At 50.2% G+C, this 20354-nt stretch carries 20 protein-coding genes; 10 read left to right on the top strand and 10 right to left on the bottom strand.

Features of this window, described 5'->3' with window-relative positions; all coding sequences use genetic code 11:
• Window positions 1–47 precede the first annotated feature (47 nt).
• From IB286_RS07870 to IB286_RS07885, 4 genes are all read right to left on the bottom strand, one after another.
• Entirely contained in the window at window positions 48–674 is a 627-nt protein-coding gene (locus IB286_RS07870) for a peroxiredoxin (RefSeq protein ID WP_190764240.1), read from the bottom strand.
• A 246-nt stretch (window positions 675–920) separates the two neighbouring features.
• Window positions 921–1232 (bottom strand): DUF6587 family protein, encoded by a 312-nt coding sequence (locus IB286_RS07875; protein WP_190764241.1) that lies wholly within the window; start codon window positions 1230–1232, stop codon window positions 921–923.
• A 17-nt stretch (window positions 1233–1249) separates the two neighbouring features.
• Complete coding sequence (feoB, locus tag IB286_RS07880) at window positions 1250–3106, bottom strand: ferrous iron transporter B (protein ID WP_190764242.1); 1857 nt, start codon at window positions 3104–3106, stop codon at window positions 1250–1252.
• Window positions 3107–3108: 2 nt separating this feature from the next.
• Window positions 3109–3348 (bottom strand): FeoA family protein, encoded by a 240-nt coding sequence (locus IB286_RS07885; protein WP_190764243.1) that lies wholly within the window; start codon window positions 3346–3348, stop codon window positions 3109–3111.
• A gap of 181 nt (window positions 3349–3529) precedes the next feature.
• Between IB286_RS07885 and IB286_RS07890 the strand changes: the two genes are divergently transcribed.
• Both IB286_RS07890 and IB286_RS07895 read left to right on the top strand, forming a co-directional pair.
• Complete coding sequence (locus tag IB286_RS07890) at window positions 3530–5329, top strand: sensor histidine kinase (RefSeq protein WP_190764244.1); 1800 nt, start codon at window positions 3530–3532, stop codon at window positions 5327–5329.
• On the top strand, window positions 5301–5690 hold the full coding sequence (locus tag IB286_RS07895) for a response regulator (protein WP_190764245.1): 390 nt from the start codon (window positions 5301–5303) through the stop codon (window positions 5688–5690). The genes IB286_RS07890 and IB286_RS07895 overlap by 29 nt, the downstream gene beginning before the upstream one ends.
• Window positions 5691–5705: 15 nt before the next feature.
• Here the strand turns inward: IB286_RS07895 and IB286_RS07900 are convergent, their stop codons facing one another.
• Window positions 5706–6356, bottom strand: coding sequence for a response regulator (locus tag IB286_RS07900; protein ID WP_190764246.1), 651 nt, complete (start codon window positions 6354–6356; stop codon window positions 5706–5708).
• A gap of 176 nt (window positions 6357–6532) precedes the next feature.
• Window positions 6533–8497, bottom strand: a complete 1965-nt coding sequence (gene acs / locus IB286_RS07905; protein ID WP_190764248.1) for an acetate--CoA ligase — start codon at window positions 8495–8497, stop codon at window positions 6533–6535.
• Window positions 8498–8693: 196 nt separating this feature from the next.
• On the opposite strand from acs, the gene galE reads away from it, so the two are divergent.
• The 7 genes from galE (at window position 8694) to IB286_RS07940 (ending at window position 16381) form a co-directional block, all read left to right on the top strand.
• Window positions 8694–9719: a UDP-glucose 4-epimerase GalE gene (galE, locus tag IB286_RS07910; RefSeq protein ID WP_223826197.1), complete on the top strand. Its 1026-nt coding sequence runs from the start codon at window positions 8694–8696 to the stop codon at window positions 9717–9719.
• 187 nt (window positions 9720–9906) lie between these two features.
• On the top strand, window positions 9907–11181 hold the full coding sequence (locus IB286_RS07915; protein WP_223826198.1) for a DcaP family trimeric outer membrane transporter: 1275 nt from the start codon (window positions 9907–9909) through the stop codon (window positions 11179–11181).
• Window positions 11182–11261: 80 nt separating this feature from the next.
• Window positions 11262–11528, top strand: a complete 267-nt coding sequence (locus tag IB286_RS07920) for a DUF4212 domain-containing protein (RefSeq protein WP_190764250.1) — start codon at window positions 11262–11264, stop codon at window positions 11526–11528.
• Between the two features lie 10 nt (window positions 11529–11538).
• Window positions 11539–13272, top strand: coding sequence for a sodium:solute symporter family protein (locus IB286_RS07925; protein WP_190764252.1), 1734 nt, complete (start codon window positions 11539–11541; stop codon window positions 13270–13272).
• Between the two features lie 130 nt (window positions 13273–13402).
• Window positions 13403–13903 carry a hypothetical protein gene (locus tag IB286_RS07930; protein ID WP_190764254.1) on the top strand — a complete coding sequence of 167 codons (501 nt, stop codon included), beginning with the start codon at window positions 13403–13405 and terminating at the stop codon, window positions 13901–13903.
• A 20-nt stretch (window positions 13904–13923) separates the two neighbouring features.
• Window positions 13924–15759: a DUF294 nucleotidyltransferase-like domain-containing protein gene (locus IB286_RS07935; RefSeq protein WP_190764256.1), complete on the top strand. Its 1836-nt coding sequence runs from the start codon at window positions 13924–13926 to the stop codon at window positions 15757–15759.
• Window position 15760: 1 nt separating this feature from the next.
• A complete protein-coding gene (locus tag IB286_RS07940; protein WP_317889726.1) occupies window positions 15761–16381 on the top strand; it encodes a 3'-5' exonuclease in 621 nt (206 codons plus the stop codon).
• A 9-nt stretch (window positions 16382–16390) separates the two neighbouring features.
• Here IB286_RS07940 and IB286_RS07945 read toward each other — a convergent pair whose 3' ends face one another.
• Together IB286_RS07945 and vapB are read right to left on the bottom strand one after the other, a co-directional pair.
• Window positions 16391–16810 carry a type II toxin-antitoxin system VapC family toxin gene (locus tag IB286_RS07945; protein WP_317889727.1) on the bottom strand — a complete coding sequence of 140 codons (420 nt, stop codon included), beginning with the start codon at window positions 16808–16810 and terminating at the stop codon, window positions 16391–16393.
• Window positions 16807–17037, bottom strand: a complete 231-nt coding sequence (gene vapB / locus IB286_RS07950; RefSeq protein ID WP_190764258.1) for a type II toxin-antitoxin system VapB family antitoxin — start codon at window positions 17035–17037, stop codon at window positions 16807–16809. Before vapB ends, IB286_RS07945 begins: the two co-directional genes overlap by 4 nt.
• A 159-nt stretch (window positions 17038–17196) precedes the next feature.
• On the opposite strand from vapB, the gene IB286_RS07955 reads away from it, so the two are divergent.
• The gene (locus IB286_RS07955) at window positions 17197–18129 is read left to right on the top strand and encodes a PaaI family thioesterase (RefSeq protein ID WP_190764260.1); all 933 of its coding nucleotides are present in this window, start codon (window positions 17197–17199) and stop codon (window positions 18127–18129) included.
• 2 nt (window positions 18130–18131) lie between these two features.
• On the opposite strand, the gene IB286_RS07960 is transcribed toward IB286_RS07955, so the two are convergent.
• On the bottom strand, window positions 18132–19070 hold the full coding sequence (locus IB286_RS07960; RefSeq protein ID WP_190764262.1) for an acyltransferase family protein: 939 nt from the start codon (window positions 19068–19070) through the stop codon (window positions 18132–18134).
• A gap of 87 nt (window positions 19071–19157) precedes the next feature.
• Window positions 19158–20324, bottom strand: a complete 1167-nt coding sequence (locus tag IB286_RS07965) for an NAD(P)/FAD-dependent oxidoreductase (RefSeq protein WP_398284851.1) — start codon at window positions 20322–20324, stop codon at window positions 19158–19160.
• Window positions 20325–20354 lie beyond the last annotated feature (30 nt).

The following is a 20354-nucleotide window of genomic DNA, read 5'->3' on the forward strand; positions in this document are numbered from 1 at the left end:
AAAACTGCCTCCCGCAGGAGGCAGGTAGACCTAGGGGGTAATTTTACTCAGACTTCAGTCAGTCTCAGGTAAGGGCGCAGCTCTTCCCAACCTTGGGGGAACAGGTCCTTGGCTTCTTCGTTTTTGATGCTGGGCGGAATGATCACGCGGTTGCCGGGAACCCAGTCAGCTGGGGTGGCAATGCGCTTTTCGTCGCTCAGTTGCATTGAATCGATTACCCGTAGAATCTCAGTGAAATTACGGCCGACACTCATGGGGTAAGTCATGGTCAGGCGGATTTTCTTTTTGGGGTCGATGATGAAGACCGAGCGCACGGCGGCAGTTTCGCTTTCGCCGGGGTGAATCATTTCGTACAGCTCGGCAATTTTGAAATCTTTGTCCGCCACGATGGGGAATTTCAGCGTCGTGTTCTGAGTGGCGTTCACGTCTTCAATCCACTGTAGATGTTCTTCTACCGAGTCGGTTGAAAGTCCGAGAGGTTTCACATTGCGGGCTTCAAATTGATCTGCCAGTTGAGCGGTGCGGCCCATTTCAGTGGTGCAGACCGGGGTAAAGTCGGCGGGGTGGCTAAAGAAAAATACCCATGAATCGCCAGCCCATTCGTGAAAATCAATGTCGCCAGTGGTGGTAGCAATTTGAAAATTTGGCGCGGTGTCGCCAAGTCTTAAGCTCATAGTGCAATCCTCGTTGGTTCCCAATGTTTTTAAGTAATGCATTGGTTTGCTAACCATGCGTAGGGCTTATTGCAGGGCGTGTGCCAATTTATTTGAAAAGCGATTGATAAATAAATTGTTTTAAAAACAATGAGTTAAAAATAATTTTTGAATTTGAGGCGCTTGGGCGTGGCGAAGGCTAATTTTTGACTTGTCAGAATTGGCAGTGATTTATGACATATCTGGCGTGAAATGCGCCTTATCCACTTAGCGCCAGTGGAGGGGTTCTTCTTGTGTTGGGCTGGCTTGAGTCTTGGCGTGTTGAGGGCTAGTGAGCTGAGGCTCGCAGGCCTGACAGCTATTGCAGCTTTCGCCGGTCGAACCGCAATGGCCGCCGGCGGCTTGGGCCTGAGCAAAACTGATTAAGCGCTGTCCCAGTTTTTGCAGTAGGGGAGAGTGTGCTTTCGCCCAGTGAGAGCCGAGCGTATACAAGCCGCGTTGAACCAGCTTCGGACTAAAGTGTTTCAGGGTGACCCAAACACTCCAGCCGATAAGACCACTCAGAACAAGGGTTTCCACACTAGGCTCCCATTCACTCAGCTAATGAGATAAAGACTGAGCTGATAAACACCCATCGAGGCGAAATACGCTAGTGCAAACAGGTAGCCCGCCGCAAAGGTCATAGTTTTCCAAGAGTTGGTTTCGCGCTTAATCACCGCAAGGGTAGAGATGCACTGCGGCGCAAATACAAACCAAGTCAGCAGTGACAAGGCTGTTGGCAAAGACCACTGTTGAGAAATCAGTTGTCCGAGTTGTTCTGCTACGGCGTCTTCACTGCCGGACATGGCATACACCGTACCCAGCGCCGAAACTGCAACTTCGCGGGCGGCCATGCCGGGGACCAGCGCAATACAAATCTGCCAGTTGAAGCCAAGCGGTGCAAAAATAATGGCGAGGAAATGACCAATGCGCCCCGCCAAGCTGTAGTCGATAGCGCTACCGGTAAAATCCGCTGGCGGGCTGGGGAAGCTACTCAGTACCCAGAGAATAACGGTAAGGGCAAAGATAATGCCGCCGACCCGCTTTAAGAAGATTTTGCCGCGTTCGGTGAGGCCAAAAATCAGATCGCGGATATTCGGCATTCGGTAGGCGGGTAGCTCCAATAACAGCGCATGTTCGCTTTTATCACGGCGCATAAACTTCATGATATAGGCCACAATCAGAGCGCTGGCGATACCGAAGAAATACAGGCTAAACAGCACCAAGCCCTGCAAGTTAAACAGTCCGGCCACGGTTTGCTTGGGAATAAACGCGGCGATTAACAGGGTATACACCGGCAGTCGTGCCGAACAGGTCATGAGTGGAGCGACCAAAATTGTGGTTAGTCGATCCCGTGGATCTTGGATGCTGCGGGTAGCCATAATGCCGGGAATGGCACAGGCAAAACTGGACAGCAACGGAATAAATGCACGGCCAGTGAGTCCGGCGCTAAACATTAAACGGTCGAGAAGATACGCGGCGCGAGGCAGGTAGCCGGATTCTTCTAACACCAAAATAAATAAGAACAGAATCAGAATCTGCGGTAAGAAAACCAGCACATTACCCAGCCCCGCGAAAATACCATCGCTAAGCAGGCTGTGTATCGCACTGTCTTCAGGAAACGGCGCAGTGACCAGTGCGCCCAGTGTTTCCACGCCGCCGACTATGCCATCCATTAATGGTGCGGCCCAGGCAAAAACCGCCTGAAACATGAAAAACAAAATGGTTGCCAGCACCACTAAACCGATGAAGGGGTGTAATAAAACCGCATCGAGTTGCTCGTCGAGACGCTGCTTTTCAGGTTGCCGACGCAACACCGTGCCCAGCAATTCACGCACGCGTTGATGGCGCTCATCAAGGCTAATTGGGGCGACCTCTGGGGTAATCCACTGACTGGTTTGTAGCGCATTCAAGAGCACATCGGTGCCTTGGCGTTTAATGGCCACGGTTTCGACCACCGGCACACCAAGTTGGCGCTCAAGCTCTGCCACATTAATGTCCAACCCCTGTTTTTGGGCGTTGTCCATCATGTTCAAAGCGATAATCATTGGCCGATTTAGTGTCATCAGCTCCAGCACAAAACGCAGGTGCAGGCGAAGATTGGTGGCATCAACCACGCATACCATCACATCGGGTTCGCGCTCACCGGGATAGCAACCGCGCAGCACATCGCGGGTTACTTTTTCATCGGGGCTGACCGCATCTAAGCTATAGGCGCCGGGTAAATCGACAATGCGCAGCTTGCTGCCATTGGGGGTTTGGCACAGGCCTTCTTTGCGCTCAACGGTAACGCCGGCGTAGTTGGCCACTTTTTGGTGGCTGCCGGTAAGTTGATTAAAGAGGGCAGTTTTGCCGCAATTGGGGTTGCCGACCAGCGCGATATTCAGCGTGGCCGCGTGACTTGCCATATCCATTATTATTTCACCTGCTCAACCAGTACGCGCTGCGCTTCTTTTTTACGCAGTGCAAAACGGGTATCGCCAATCTTCACTACCAGTGGATTGCCGCCAAGAATACCTTTGGCGATCACCGAAACAGACTCTCCGGCAACAAAGCCCAGTTCACGTAAGCGGTGAGCAATGGGGTCTTGCTCGTAGGCGTCGGTTACGTTCAAAACTTGGGTCCACTGGCCTTTCTGGAGATCTGCTAATGTCATTGAAATTGCATCTACAAATAAAAATGGTTCTCATTGTATAAAATTTGCAGAGTGATCTCTACGGTAACTACCTAAATCATTGCTTTAGTTTCCTGTGCTATAAATACCGCTAAACTTTGGCTAAGAAATTCAGCTAAGAAATTCACTCGCGCAGGCCCGCCAATCACAGCGCCGGTTTCTCATGAAAAACTCGCCCTCGACATACAGCACGCAGGATTTGCTTAGCAGCCAGGAAAAACTAGAGCGCGCGGGCAGAATGCATTTTGTTCACTGGCTGGTGCTGGTTCTTTCGCTGTTTCTCACGGTTGGCATCTGGCAGTACTCCAAAAATCAATTATCTGAAAAAACTGAAATTCGCTTCAGCCGCGAAAGCGACCATGTTGTGGATTTGATCGTTGAGCGTTTGCAAAAGTATGAAGACGCCTTGTGGTCTGGCGCTGCATTGATTCGCGCCAATGGTGGCGATATTGACTTCCCGGAGTGGCAGGCCTTTGCCGAGGCGCTCAATCTGGAAGAAAAATATAAGGGCATTAATGGTATTGGTGTGATCCATGCCGTACAGAGAGAAAAGCTGGCGGCATATCTCGATTGGCAACGCCAAAGCCGGCCGGACTACGGGATTCATCACCAGCACGCCCATGATTTACTACTGCCCATCAGCTATATCATTCCGGTGGGGGATAATGCGGCGGCGGTGGGTTTGGATGTCGCTTACGAAAAAAACCGCTTGGAAGCGGCGATAAAAGCACGGGATTCTCGTCAGGCGCAAATTACTGGGCCAATCGTACTGGTTCAAGATGCCGAGAACATGCCCGGCTTTTTATTCTATGTGCCTTTTTATGATCCTGAAGACGGCCACTTCAGAGGCTTGGTTTACGCGCCCTTTGTGGTAGATAAATTGATGCAGGGCACGCTGGAAAAAGCGCGTAGGCAAGTTGAAATCCGCCTAAAAGATGGCGCTGAAGTGCTCTACGATGAAGTGCGACAACACCCGCGTTCAGCCGATGCGAAAATCTTTTCCAATACCTACGAAAAGTGGATTTATGGCCGCTTGTGGACCATTGAAATCCAGTCTACGCCGGCGTTTTACAATGCCACCAGTAATAATCAACCCGAGCTGATTTTGGTCGGTGGTATTGTCATTGATATTTTGCTGCTGACCATTTTCTTGGTGATGAGTCGGGCGAATAAGAACAGTGTTTCCTTTGGCAAACGCATGGCGCGCTCCTATATACGGCGCAGCGAAGATCTTGAAAAAGCCGTAAACCAGCTTGAGTCGAAAAACCGTGAGCTGGAGCAATTCACCTATATTACCTCTCACGACTTGCAAGAACCGTTGCAGACCATTCGCAGTTTTATCGTTATTTTGAAGCGGGAATATGGCGAACAGCTTGATGCCAAAGGTCGGCAGATGATGGACTTTGTGGATCAGTCCAGCGTTCGTATGCAGTCACAGGTGAAAGGCCTGCTCGATTACGGTCGCATTGGGCACAAGAAAAATATCGAGCTAATTGATCTCAACGACAGTCTTCGCGCGGTTCAGCAAGACATGGCAGATACTTTTACGCGTCGCCACGTCACGCTCACGGTTGGTGAGTTGCCTACGCTTTGGGGTGTCGAGAAAGATCTACGTCTGATGTTTCAGAATTTAATTTCCAATGCGATTAAGTTTACCGATCCGGACGTCAGCCCGAAAATTGACATCACATCGGAAACAAAAGACGGGCACTACAAATTTTCAGTATGCGATAACGGTATTGGTATTCCCGAGGATTGCCGGGAAAAAGTATTCGGCGTCTTTAAGCGTTTGCACTCCCGGGAAAAATATCCGGGCACGGGCATTGGCTTGGCGCAAGTAAAGAAAATTGTTGAGTTGCACAGTGGGCAAATTTGGATAGACTCAAATGAGCAGGGTGGCTCCTGTTTCATTTTTACATTGACGGATTTGCGAGATGAGCAGCAAAACGATTTTGATGATTGAAGATGATCTGGCGACGTGTTTCCTGCATCGCATGGTATTGGAGTCGCTCAACCTCAATTTGAATATCCAAGAAGTCTACGATGGCAAAGAAGCCATAGATTACCTGTCTCAGCACACAAGCTGCCCAGACCTTATCCTGCTCGATATCAATATGCCTTTGCTCAATGGCTGGGAGTTTTTGGATGCGGTGGCGGCGTCTACCGAGCTGTGCAAAGACCAAGCGAAGATCGTGATTCTAACGACCTCCCTGAATCCCGAGGATCATGAGCGGGCGCAAGCCAATCCACTTGTGAGCGGTTTGATAATCAAACCGCTAGACGAGCAATCTGTAAAACAAGTGGAATCTTATCTACTGGCCTAAAGGCGGCTTTTTTATTTAAGGCGTGGGTGGCGTGACGTCCAACTGACTTAATAACAGCACCGCCTGCGTGCGGGAATGCACCCCCAACTTGCGAAAAATTTCGGTGATATGCGCCTTAATGGTCGCCTCGGTCACACTCAATTCCCAAGCAATTTGCTTATTCAGCAAGCCCTGAATCAAATAACTCGCTACCCGAAATTGTTGCGGCGTCAGGCTGGCAACCACGGCGGCAATATCTTTTTCCTGTTCTTGTTTTGCTGGCCGATAGGGCACATTTTCCGGAAGCCAGCGTTCGCCCTTAAGAACCTGTTGAATGGCCTGCTCAATTTGCTCGGGCGAACTGCTTTTTGGCAAAAATCCGCTGGCGCCGTAGTCAATCGCCCGGCACATCACCTCGGGTGTTTCCGAGGCAGACACCACCATCACCGGAATTTCCGGATGCTGTGATTGCAGGTGGATCAGTGCGCTAAAGCCCTGAGCGCCCGGCATATGTAAATCGAGCAGTAACAGATCGATATCGGCCTGTTGCTCAATACATTCAAACAGATTTTGAACATCGCCGACCTCCTGAATTTCCGCTTGGGGAAATGCCTGACTCAGTGCGCCGCGAAGAGCGGAGCGAAATAGGGGGTGGTCGTCAGCGATAATAAAACGAGTGCTTGTCACCGTTTAGCCTTCCGTTATTTTTATCTTGTATATTCCGCAGACAGTTTACTGAATTCAAGCGCGAGTATTAAGTCAGGTTAAAAAAAAGCCCCGCGCAATACGCGGGGCAATAAGCCCATAGGAATCGAGGGGTGTGCTGCCTAGGGCCCAGGAGAGAGCAGGGGCAACGTAGCTAATTACGCTACGTTAGAAGCCACCAACTGGCGGTGAGTTTCAATCAAGCGCGCCACCACGCTGGGGTCGGCCAAGGTCGAAATATCACCAAGATTGTCGTAATCATTGGCCGCGATTTTACGCAGAATCCGACGCATGATTTTGCCGGACCGGGTTTTGGGCAGGTCTTCGGTCCACTGAATCACATCGGGCGAGGCAATTGGGCCAATTTCTTTGCGCAGCCAATTGCGAAGCTCCATATGCAGGGTGTCGGTGCCTTCATGTCCTTGAATCAGGCTCACATAAATATAAATACCTTCGCCTTTAATCTCGTGAGGGAAGCCAACCACGGCCGCTTCGGCCACCAGCGGGTGTGCAACCAGCGCGCTTTCCAGCTCGGCGGTACCCATGCGGTGGCCAGACACATTCAGTACGTCATCTACGCGGCCGGTAATCCAGTAGTCGCCGTCTTCATCGCGACGAGCGCCATCGCTGCTGAAATAGCAACCTTCAAAGGTGGAGAAATAGGTGTCGATAAAACGCTGATGGTCGCCGTGAATGGTGCGCATCTGAGCTGGCCAACTCGCTTTAATAACCAAATTGCCATCAGTTGCGCCGCTCAGCTCCTGACCCTCATTACTTACCAGCGCAGGCTGAATACCAAAGAAAGGCTGAGTGGCCGAGCCGGGCTTCAATGGTGTTACACCGGGCATCGGGGTGAGCATCATGCCGCCGGTTTCGGTTTGCCACCAAGTATCCATAATCGGGCAGCGACCTTCTCCGTAAATGTCGTAAAACCAATTCCACGCTTCTGGGTTGATTGGCTCGCCGGCGGTGCCGAGCAGGCGCAATGAACTGCGGCTGCTGGTTGACGTCGCTTCCTCGGTCTTTGCCATCAACGAGCGGATAACGGTTGGCGCGGTATACAGAATATTGATCTGATATTTGTCGATAATACGGCCGAGGCGACCACAATCGGGATAGTTAGGAATACCTTCATACATCACACAGGTCGCGCCATTGGCCAGCGGGCCGTAAACCGCAAAACTGTGGCCGGTAATCCAACCGATATCCGCCATACACCAGTAAGTTTCACCGGGTTTGTAATCGAAAACAGTATGATGACACAGCGAGGTATACACCAAATAACCGCCGGTGGTATGCACCACGCCTTTGGGTTTGCCAGTGGAGCCAGAGGTATAAAGGATGAATAGAGGATCTTCAGCGTTCATCACTTCCGGCGCGCAATCGCTGGACTGCTTCTCAACCAAACTCGCGTAATCCACATCGCGGTTGCTGCGCCACGTTACTTCTGCGCCGGTATGACGCAATACCAAAACAGAATCGACATTCTGGGTGTGGCAGTGCTGAATGGCTTCATCAACATTGGCTTTCAGCGCGACGGTTTTACCACCGCGATAACCTTCATCGGCGGTAACTACGATACGGGATTGGCCATCTTCAATGCGGCCCGCCAATGCTTCAGGAGAGAAGCCGGCAAACACCACGGAGTGAATCGCACCAATACGGGCACAGGCCAGCATGGTAATCGTCGCTTCAGGCACCATGGGCATATAAAGGGTAACTACATCGCCTTTCTTAACCCCAAGCTCTTTCAGGCCATTGGCTAACTTACAAACTTGAGCATGAAGTTGGCGATACGTGTAGCGGCGGCCTTCGCCATTTTCCGCATCGGGTTCCCAAAGCAACGCCGTTTGATCGCCCTGACTTTCCAAGTGGCGATCCAAACAGTTCACACTGGCATTTAACTCGCCATCGGCATACCAGCTGATCTTGAGATTGTCTTTGCTGAAATTGCAGTCACTAATTTGGCTGGGCTTTTTCACCCAATCAATGCGTTCTGCCATCTTGCTCCAAAAGGCGTCGGGGTTATTAACCGACTCCTGATACATCGCTGAGTAATCAGCGGGTTTGATGTGAGCTTCAGCAGCGATATTGTCTTTTACCTGGTACACATTCTGCGCCATGGTGATTCCCTCTCTTGGTGTTTTCTATTTTTATTCAGTGTCGTTTATTGGGCAAAAATTGGCCATTAGACCTTGGTATAGCCAAAGCGCCAAAAAAATGTCGATTTTTGGCACCGCAATGTCCCGCTTAAGTTATTTCCTGTAGATTCCAGTAAAAAATTCAGACTAATTACGCCATACTATCGCTTTGCCAAAAATGGATTTAGCGAGGGGTATTGTGGCGGTATTGGTAACAGGCGGAGCGGGCTACATTGGCTCGCATTGCGTGCTGGTGTTGTTGGAAAAAGGCATTGACGTTGTTGTTTTAGATAATCTTGCCAACAGCTCCTCAGAATCCCTCGCTCGGGTTGCAAAAATTACCGGTAAATCAGCAGCCTTTGTACAAGGCGACGTTACCAGTACAGAAGATTTGGAAAGCGTTTTCCAGCAATTTGATATTGAAAGTGTTATCCACTTTGCCGGCTTGAAGGCGGTGGGCGAGAGCAAACAAAAGCCCCTCGAATATTACGAAAACAATGTAGCGGGCACGCTCAAATTACTGGCGTGCATGGGCAAACACCAAGTTAAAAAATTCGTATTTAGCTCCTCCGCTACTATCTACGGCGAAGAAGCGCCAGTGCCGTATTTAGAAGAATATGGTCAAGGTTGCACCACCAACCCCTACGGCACCTCCAAGGCAATGGTCGAAACCATTCTGCAAGACCTAGCAGAAAGCGACCCAGAATGGTCGATCTGTGCGCTGCGCTACTTTAATCCTGTAGGTGCCCACCCAAGTGGTGATATCGGAGAAGACCCCAGCGGAATTCCCAATAACCTCATGCCTTATATTTCCCAAGTGGCCATTGGTCGCCGTGAAAAACTTTCAATCTTCGGGGGCGATTACGCAACCCTAGATGGCACCTGTCGTCGTGACTACCTCCACGTGATGGATCTGGCAGAAGGACATTTGGCAGCCCTAAATCATATTGAAAAAGGCTTTGATGCGATCAATCTCGGCACCGGTAATCCACTCTCCGTGCTGGAAATGGTGTCTGCTTTTGAGCAGGCCACAGATAAAAAAGTAGCCTATGAAATTGTGGGCAGAAGGGAAGGGGATTTGCCCGAGTTTTGGGCTAATGCCGACAAAGCCAAAAATAAACTGGGCTGGGAAGCCACGCGATCGGTTACCGAAATGATGGCCGATACCTGGCGTTGGCAATCGCAAAATCCACAAGGCTATTAAAGCTACAATTGGTGATGTAACGTTTTCTTTATTGCTTCTGATCGCTCAAATTTAAAAAAATCAGCGAACGCGACAAGCATTAAGACCTTAGTCTACTCCTAGACCAAAGGCTAATGTCTCCCCTCCATTTAAGCGCCTATAACTAAAACTCCTAAATCTGAAATAACCATAACGGGGAGTTTTCATCATGGCGAATAAAAACATAACGCTAAAGGGATTCCGATATGCATTGCTGCCGTTGGCGGTAGCCGCTGCCTTGCCGACGGTGGCGCAGGCTGAGTCTTTGGAAGAGCGGGTGGCGCGTTTAGAGGCGCAACTGGCTGAGAAAGAGGCGAGCAAAAGCAGCACTGAATATAGCTTTGGCGGCTATATCAAGCTGGATGCGATTTACAGTTCATACAGCAGTGGTGAGCGCGCTACGGCTACGGTTGGCGATGACTTTTTAGTGGCTTCTACCATTCCTGTGGGCGGTAGCTCTGGCGATACCCATTTGGATATGCAAGCCAAGCATTCCCGACTTTGGTTTAAAACCAAAACTCAGACTGACGCCGGTGAGATTTCTTCCCATATTGAAATGGATTTTGGGGTAAACCAGATTGGCGATGAGCGTATTAGTAATTCGTCGGTTTCCCGTGTTCGTCATGCGTTTGTGAAGTGGCAATACGATAAAAACAGTTCTTTGTTGGCCGGCCAATCTTGGACGACCTTTTTCAATGTAGCCAGCCTGCCAGAAACATTGGATTTTGTTGGCCCGGTGGGCACTATTTTTGAGCGCCAAGCACAGATTCGCTGGACTCAGGGCGTGGGCAATGGCGCAGTGATGTTTGCCTTGGAAAACCCTTCTTCAGGTTTATTAAGTGGCGGTGCTGCTGTAGGCGGCAGTGCTTATGATAATAATTCGATGCCGGATGTGGTGCTGCGTTATGATGGTAAAGCCGGTGATCTTGCCTATAGCGTGGCGGCAGTTGGCCGTGAGATTGCTTATAAAGAAGCGAGTACCACGTTTACTGGCGATGACAGTACCATGGCTTACGGGGTGAGTTTCTCTGGTAAGTGGATGTTGGGTAAAGACGACATCAAGTTCCAGTTAAACGCCGGCACCTTGGGGCGTTATATGGGTTTGCAAACCTATCGCGATGGTGTGATTGAGGCCAATGGCGACATTGAGTTGATTGATGCCGTGGGTGGTTTCATTGCCTATCGTCACTTCTGGTCAGACAAACTGCGCAGCAGCTTTGTGTATTCCGCCACCAGTGCCGATAACCCACAAAGTGTTCAGGGCGGTTCTACCCCTGAGTCTTACAACAGTATTCATACCAACCTGCTGTATTCACCAACGGCTAAGCTGACCTTGGGTGCGGAATATATTTTCGCGGAAAAAACCATTGAGGGCCAGGGTGCGAATGGTGAGGACAGCGGTGATATGGATCGCGTTCAATTCAGTGTCAAATACGATTTTTGAGGAAGACTAAAGTCCAATAGCTGTCGGGTGGGATTAAGCGCATGCTGATCCTGCCTCACTGTAAAATTAGGAGAATAACAATGGCATTTCAAAGTAAGGAACACGCCGATTCTTACTGGCGTGAAAACCTCAGGCTGATGGTTGTGCTGTCGGTGATCTGGTTTGTGGTGTCGTATGGTTGCGGTGTGTTGTTTGTCGACGCGCTCAACACCATTCGCATTGGTGGTTACAAGCTGGGTTTCTGGTTTGCACAGCAAGGTTCTATTTACGTTTTCGTGGTTCTCATTTTTGTTTATGCGAAAAAAATGGGCGACCTAGATCGTAAATACGGCGTAGATGACGAGTGAGGTAAGAGCCATGGATCTACAAACTTTAACGTACTTGGTGGTGGGGTTTACCTTCGCCGTGTATATCGGTATTGCCATTTGGAGTCGCGCCGGTTCAACAAAAGATTTCTACGTAGCTGGTGGCGGTGTTCACCCTGTTGCTAATGGTATGGCAACGGCAGCGGACTGGATGAGTGCGGCCTCGTTTATCTCTATGGCGGGTTTGATCGCCTATATGGGTTACGGCGGCTCGGTGTTCCTAATGGGCTGGACTGGTGGCTTTGTACTGCTTGCTATGTTCCTTGCGCCTTATTTGCGTAAGTACGGCAAGTTCACCGTGCCCGAGTTTATTGGTGATCGTTTCTACTCTCGCACTGCGCGGATTGTCGCGGTCGTGTGTTTGATCATTATTTCGGTAACCTATGTTATCGGGCAAATGAAAGGGGTTGGCGTTGCCTTCTCGCGTTTCCTGCAAGTGAGCTATGAAGTTGGCCTGCTGGTGGGTATGGCGATTGTTTTTGTTTACGCCGTTGTCGGCGGCATGAAGGGCATTACCTATACCCAGATCGCGCAATACTGTGTGCTGATTCTGGCGTATACCGTGCCGGCTATTTTTATCTCGCTGCATCTAACCGGTATGCCAATTCCACAATTGGGATTAGGCGCAACTATTAGCGGCACCGATGTATTCCTGCTCGACCGTCTTGACCAGGTTATTACCGAGCTGGGCTTTAGTGATTACACCAATAATGTTCGCGGCAGTACCTTGAATATGTTTGTGTACACACTCTCGCTGATGATTGGTACTGCGGGTCTGCCCCACGTCATTATCCGTTTCTTTACTGTACCCAAGGTAAAAGATGCGCGGACTTCTGCCGGTTGGGCGCTGGTGTTTATTGCGATTCTTTACACCACGGCTCCTGCGGTTGCGGCAATGGCGCGTTTGAATATTCACAACACCATTTCTCCGCCAAATGCAGAGCAAAACTTGGTGTATGAAGAGCGTCCGCAGTGGTTTAAAAACTGGGAAAATACTGGCCTGCTGGAGTTTGAAGACAAAAACGGCGACGGCATGATTCAGTACACCGCTGATGCAGCAACCAATGAAATGGTTAAGATCGACCGCGACATTATGGTGCTGGCTAACCCTGAGATTGCCAAGCTGCCTAACTGGGTTATTGCACTGGTAGCAGCCGGTGGTTTGGCGGCGGCACTTTCTACAGCGGCGGGGCTATTGTTGGCGATTTCGTCTTCGATCTCCCACGACCTGTTGAAAGGGGTGATCATGCCGGATATTTCTGAGAAGGCGGAGTTGAGAGCAAGCCGGATTTCAATGGCAGGTGCCATTGCGCTGGCGGGGTATCTTGGCTTTAACCCTCCCGATTTTGCGGCGGGAACAGTAGCACTGGCCTTTGGTTTGGCGGCTTCTTCAATCTTCCCCGCCTTGATGATGGGTATCTTCAGCACCCGCATTAATAAAGAAGGCGCGATTGCCGGTATGGTGGCAGGTATTGCGGTAACACTGCTGTATGTGTTCCAGCATATGGGCATTATGTTTGTGGCCAGCACTGCGTTCCTCGGCGATATGAAGCCTAACTGGTTCTTAGGGATTGAGCCTAATGCCTTTGGCGCAGTGGGTGCGGTAGTGAACTTTGCGGTTGCCTTTGCGGTATCTTCGGTGACTAAAGCTACTCCGGATCATGTGAAGGAGCTGGTGGAGCATATTCGGGTTCCTACAGGTGTTGCTGAAGCGCAGGACCACTAATTAGCTACTACACTCGTTATCTTGGCATCCAGCGGTACTGAAAAATGGGTTCCGTTGGTTGCCAAGCTAACTTCGTTCGTGACGCTAATTGATAGTAATAAGAAAATAAAAAAGTAAGGTTGTGAGTTGTATGAGCTTTCTAACCAATAAACATTTTGTTATTGCGCTAATTGTGGCGCCGATCCTTGCGGTGATCGCCTATTTTGCTGTGGATCGTGCGGTAACTGAACCGCCCCAACAGGCCGTGGCTGGGCAAGATTATCCGCTAGTAGCTGCATCAAATTGCCGTTATAGCAGCGGCCGCTGCACAATGAAAAATGGCAATTTCAATGTGACGATTACCCCTGAGTTTGAAGCAGCAAATTTATTGCGGCTGCATTTGCAGTCGGCATTTCCGGTTACTAAAGTCAGTTTGGCGTTGGTGCCAAATGCCGAGGCGAATTATCCGCCCCTAGAAATGGAACAGGTAGAAGGCGATGCGCAGAGCTGGGTGATTACCACCACGTTGCCAGAGTCTGAAAATCCTTTATTGCGTTTAGTTGTAGAAGCGGAAGGTAGCCGCTATTTTGGAGAGACTGGGCTGGCGTTTCGCGATTATGAAACCAGCTACCATGAAGACTTTCGGAAATAATGATTTCGAGGGAGAACTAGGTGGAAGCAAACCATCCTGAGCTTGCCCTGATTAGCGATTTTCTCGCCAACTGTCTGCCTTTTGATAGCCTCGATAGTGTCACTCTACTTGAGCTGGCCGAACAATTTGAAATTGCGTATTACCGTCATGGCCACCGTTTTTCGGTTGCCGATGGCGAGGGTTTACTTCTTCTACGCAGCGGCGCGGTAGACCAATTTGGCGAAGAGGGCATTAGCCAGCGTTTGGAGTCTGGAGAGTCCTTTATTCTACCGCCAGAAACCCAAGGTGTTCGTTTTACCGCCTTTGAAGACTCTCTGATTTATCACTTACCTGAAGATGCGTTTGCGGCTTTGTGTGCTCGCTTTCGTCATGTTGACCGTTATTTTCGCAGCCGCCGGGAACGGCGATTGCGTAGGGCGGCGCGCTATCGAGTACAGGCGGATTATTACAGCCGAGCGGTTGCCGATGTTATGAGTTCGCCGCCACTCACCGTTACGCCTGAAACCTCGATTTTTGAAACTGCTGAATTGATGACCGCAAAACGCGTGTCCAGTGTGTTGGTTGAGCGTGACGGGCAGTTATTGGGAATTGTGACTGACCGCGATTTGCGCTCTCGGGTTTTGGCGGCGGGGCGTAATGGGGAAGTGACGATTATTTCGGTTATGACCCAGCAGCCGCGCACGGTTGCTCTGCAAGCGAATTTGTTTGATGCCGTTTTAATAATGGCGGACAAACGCGTACATCACTTGCCGGTGGTGGATGAGCAAGGGCGCGCCTGCGGCATGGTAACGACCTCTGATATTCAGCTGGCGCGTGAAGATGATCCCCTGTTTTTTGTGCAGCGAATAGGGCGCGCCAATTCGGAAGAGCAATTAGCCACTATGATGCAGCGCCTGCCGGAAATGTTTCGGCAATGGGTGGCGGCGGATACGCAAAGTCATCAAATTGCGCGGCTCACTACCACGATTAGCGATGCCGTAACGCGGCGATTAATTGAGTTGGCACAACTGGAATTAGGGCCTGCACCGGCAAAATTTTGCTGGTTGGGTTTTGGTTCTCAGGCCCGTGGTGAACAGTTGCTGGGTGGTGATCAGGATAATGGTTTGCTGATTGAAGATGGTCTTAATGAGTCGCAAAAACATTGGTTTGAGCAACTTGGGAAGCGGGTTTGCGATGGCTTGAATGCCTGCGGTTATGTTTATTGTCCCGGTGGGGTGATGGCGAGTACACCTGAGTGGCGCAAGGAGTTGGGCGAGTGGCGTAAAACCGTGGATGCGTGGCTGCGCAGTCCTAGCTCTGCGGCGGTAATGCGGGTAAGTATTTTTTTCGATCTGCGGTCTATTTATGGTGAGGTTTCGCTGTGCGAAAACCTGCAAATCTATATGCTAAGTCAAACCCAAAAGAACAGTATTTTCTTGGCGTCTTTGGCTGAGAATGTGTTGTCTTCTACGCCGCCACTGGGTTTGTTTGGCCGCTTACTGGTAGAGCGGGGCGGTGAACACAGTCGCGAGCTCGATTTGAAAAAGCGCGGTATTTTGCCGATTGTAGAAATGACGCGCCTACATGCTTTGGCCAATGGGCTGGCAGAAGTGAACACCTATGCGCGCCTTCACGCCTTGGCAAAAATGGGGGTGATCAGTTTGGCAGACAGCCGCAATATGGAAGATGCCTACACGCTCATAAATAGTATTCGCCTAAAGCAGCAGGCTCGGCAATTGGCCGACGGTGAAACGCCGAATCATTTTCTGAAACCGGAATCGCTCAGTCGCTTGCAGCGGCAACATTTAAAACAGGCTTTTGGCATTGTCCGCCAAGCGCAAGATAGTGTGCGCCTAAATTACCGCTCGGGTATTTAGAGTGCTGCAGGCGTGGAAGCTGGCTTGGCAGCGCTGGCGTTATCGCAATGCGGTTAGCCCGGAATTACATGCTTGTTGGCAACGCCCTCCGCAGCTCGATAAATTTCTGGTGGTGGATATAGAAACAAACTCGCTCGATGCCAAGCAGGGCGAAGTGGTGAGTTTGGCCTGGGTTGCCGTGAATGCAAATCGGATTGTTTTGAAAAACAGCGAGCATTTGCTGGTGCTGGGCAATCAAAGCGTTTCAGAAAGTGCCGGTTTTCATTTGCTGCGAGATTGTGAACGGTCGCAGGGTTTGCCGGTAAAAGACGTTATGGCGCTGTTTTTGGCGGCGGCAGCTGGGCGCACCTTGGTGTTTCATTATGCGGGCCTCGATATGGCCTTTTTGAATACACTCTCACGTAAGCTTTATGCCGCGCCGTTATTGTTACCGTTTATAGATACGCTGGAAATTGAAAAACAGAAAATGCAGCGTCGAGATCAGCCCATTGTGAAGGGGGATTTACGTTTGGGCGCTTGCCGCAAGCGCTATGGTTTGCCGGAATATCCTGCTCATAATGCGTTTAATGATGCTCTGGCGACGGCGGAGTTGTTATTGGCGCAAAAGCAGGTGCTTGCTTAAGTTTTATTGTTAATGCACCCAATCTTCATAGTTAAGGCCGGGTACTCTGCTGAATTCACGGGTATTGTTGGTAACCAATATGCAGCTTGTTGCAATTGCATGGCCGGCGATAGCTGTATCATTCGCGCCGATTGGTGTTCCAGATTCTGATAGTTGGCGCTTAATTTCGGTAGCGGCATCGACCGCGTCTCGGTCCCAAGCCAGAATCGCATCAAGCCGTTTAACAAACTCTTCAACCAATGTTGCGTGCTTGGGTGAGGCTTTTTTGCCGATACTGCCATACTTCATTTCAGCATAGGTGATCGCAGAAATCACCAGACGGTGCTGACTCTCTACCAGAGTCTGCATTCGTCTTAATACCTCCTCAGGATGTTCGCGCATAATAAAGCTGCAAATACAGGTGTCCAGCATGTAGGTTGCCTTGCTCACAGGCTAAACCGCCCTTCATCACTGACTACGTTTTCTCGCTCTTCCAGAAATCCTGAATCCGCTTTGTCGCATTCAGCAAATGATGACCAATCGGGCCGTACTGGGCGCAATATAATACTGTTGCCCTCTTGAACAATTTCTAGCTCGTTCACGCCTGGAAAATCCATGTCTTTGGGTAAGCGAACGGCGCGGTTATTGCCGTTTTTGAAGATGGATACCGTTCTCATAACATGTTGCCTCTCAGTTTGCATATGCTTGGCATATGTATCTATGCTAGCATGCCCGACCTATGTGTCAATAAGGCTTTTCTTTGGCATTACAGGCATTATTGTCGCTAGCCGTTTTGAGCGAGTACACTAGCGCCTGATTTTAGTAAGGATATTGGTGTGTCGGTCGAATTAGACGAAGTCAGTAAATTTTCTCGGTGTATGGTGGATGAAGACACCGAATTTCACTTCTCTTTGCTTGGCTTAAAAGTGATTGATGTCGATCGCTGCAAAGCCAGTATGAAAATGCCGTATAGCGACATTATTGTGGGTGATCCTGAAACCGGGGTGATTCACGGTGGGCCGATTACCGCTTTGTTAGACACTTGTTGTGGCTTCTCTGCTGCTTCTGCGCAGACCCATTTGGCGATGACGCCGACCATTGATTTACGCATTGATTATATGACCTCTGCCAAGCCCGGTATTGATGTGATTGCCGAGGCCGAGGTGTATCGCAATACCGAGCATGTGATTTTTACTCGGGCCATTGCTCATCAGGGCGATAGGGAGCGGCCGGTCGCGTTTGCGACGGGAACCTTTTTTAATTTGCCTCCTGAAACCTTTGAAGATTTACGTCAGGCCTTCGACTCTGGTGTGTTGTCGTCATTGCGCGATTCGGTTCAAACCCAGCCAGAAGCGCCCGCCGAGTTGGGTGATTCTGAAATAGATGCACAGATTAACCGCGTACCTTATGCGCGTACTTTGGGCATACGCGCACTGCCAGAAGAGGGCTGTTTTGTATTGCCGCCCAAGCGCACGAATATTGGTAACTTCACCCTGCCATCGCTGCATGGCGGCGCGATTTCTGGTTTTATGGAATTGTCGGCATTGGTTGCCGTGTTGCAAAAAACGGGAATGGAAAGTATTCCCAAGGTGATTGATATCAGCGTGGATTATTTGCGCGCCGGCCGATTCCAAGAAACCTTCTCGCGCTGCACCATTAATTATCTGGGACGCCGCATGATCAATGTGTCAGTTGTGGCTTGGCAAGATGATGAGAGCAAGCCCATCGCGACATCGCGGGTGCAGTTTCTTGTGAAGGAATCGGAATAAAATTAGCTTTTCGCTAATAATTTCTTTCGCGGAAATTTTTCATCTAGTTTGCTAAGCGGGTAAGCCAGCCCCGTTACGGCGATTAGGTAGGCGGAAATCGCCAGCGGGGTGCCGAGGCCTTCAAACCACTCCAGTAAAAATAGCATGGGGTAGTGCACTAAGAATAGCGGGAAGGATAAGTCGCTGAGCCAGGCGACAGTTTTTTTACCGGGTAGCTGCAGCACGAACCAAACCTTCTTGTTCAGGGTGAGTGCGAGATAAATCCCCAAACCAAATTCAAATACGCGACACAGCGGAAACCAATCTGTTGGGCGGCCCGGCATAAAACCAAATTGCCGGTAGCCGTATTCCACTACGCCGTCCCAAAAATGACCTTCGCCAAAGGCTAGGCCATTTTCCCCCACGTACAAGCGGCTGCCGATACTAATAAAAAATAGGATTAGCAGGCTGAGGTGGGGCTGCTTTTTCATTGCCCAAGCCATTAATGGGAATAGGCCGTACAGCGCCATGATGAGTGCGATAAACCAGCTCGGTGGATTGTAGGGGCCCCCCCACATTCCCAGCCAAGAATAAAAACCGGTCAGACTGCCGAATAGGTCGGTGGAAAATCCAGAGGGAAACCATTTTCCCGATGAGTTTATGGTGATGAAAAAAATAAAGCTGCTAATCACCGACAGCCAATAAAGCGGATAAATACGCAGCACTTTTTTCAGTAAGTAGCTGCTGTAGGCGGTTTTACGATTGGCCTCTGTTAGGCCAGCTAATAAACCAGAAAGGATTAAGAATAGGGTAACGCCCACGCCGCCAAGACTGACAAAGTAAAAATTTTTGATGCCGAAAAAACCGCCGATATCGCTGCCAAGGTATTGGCCAATATGGGCCACAAAAACCAGGCCGATGGCGAAGACGCGAAGAAGATCTAGTAAGTATGAGCGATTCATGGGGTCAGTTGGGTCGACAAAATCGCTAGTTTAAGCGCGGGGTGTTACAGCTTTGAGAAACTGTTATTGGGCTTTAATTATTGTTGCTTAAACCGCTAGCCCAGCGCTGTAGCCAGAAGACCACGCCCACTGAAAATTAAAGCCGCCCAGCCAGCCGGTAACGTCTACCACTTCGCCAATAAAAAACAGGCCCGGTTGGCTGGTCACTTCCAGTGTTTTTGAGCTTAATGCCTTGGTGTGTACACCGCCTAAAGTGACTTCGGCGGTGCGATAACCTTCGGTGCTGGAGGGCTTAATTTGCCAGTCATTTAATTGTTGGGCGATATTGATCAGGGCTTTGTCGCTAAATTCCGCGAGTGCGGTATCCGCTTGCTCCGGCCACCAGCGTTGTTGCAGTTCGCCTACCAAGCCTTTAGAAAGGTGCTGACTTAACACGGTGCGCAACAGTGATTTTCCTTGTTGTTGTTTCGCGGTGAGTAGCAATTGTTCGGCATTGGTATCGGGCAGTAAATTGATCGAGACGGTATCGCCGGGATGCCAGTAATTTGAAATTTGCAGCACCACGGGGCCGCTCATGCCGCGATGGGTAAAGAGCAGGTTTTCCCGGAAATAGGTGTTGTTGCAGTGCATTTCAACTTCGAGCGCCAAACCGGAAAGGGTTTCGCAGAGAGATTTCATCGACAGTTTTTTATCGCTGTCGCTAAACATAAAAGGTACTAAACCTGCCTGCAGCGGGGTGACTTCAAGGCCAAATTGACGGGCAATTTGGTAGCCGAGATCGCTGCCGCCAAGGGTGGGGATGGAAAGTCCGCCGGTGGCGACAACCAGCGAACGACAAGTCAGTGTGGCGGCCCCATTTTCATCGACCAGTTTTATCTGGTAGCGAGCGGAGTGTTGGTCAATCGCCTGCACTTGTTTGGCTTCAGCTTTGCAGCGAATTTCAACACCGGCTTGCTCACACTCATTGAGCAACATTTCGAGAATATCTTTGGCGGAGTTGAGGCAAAACAATTGGCTGTGCTTACGCTCTTCGTAAGGGATGGCGTAGCGCTCGACCATGCCGATGAAATCCCACTGGCTATAGCGTTTGAGGGCGGCTTTGCAAAAATGGCGGTTGTCGGAGATGTAGTTTTCGGCGCTGACAAAATGATTGGTGAAATTGCAGCGGCCGCCGCCAGACATCAGAATTTTCTTGCCGACCTTGTTCGCTTTTTCCAAAACCAATACGCGTTGCCCACGCTGGGCGGCGGTCATGGCGCAAAACAAGCCGGAGGCGCCAGCGCC

It is taken from the genome of Spongiibacter pelagi (assembly GCF_014705705.1).
Lineage (GTDB): Bacteria > Pseudomonadota > Gammaproteobacteria > Pseudomonadales > Spongiibacteraceae > Spongiibacter > Spongiibacter pelagi.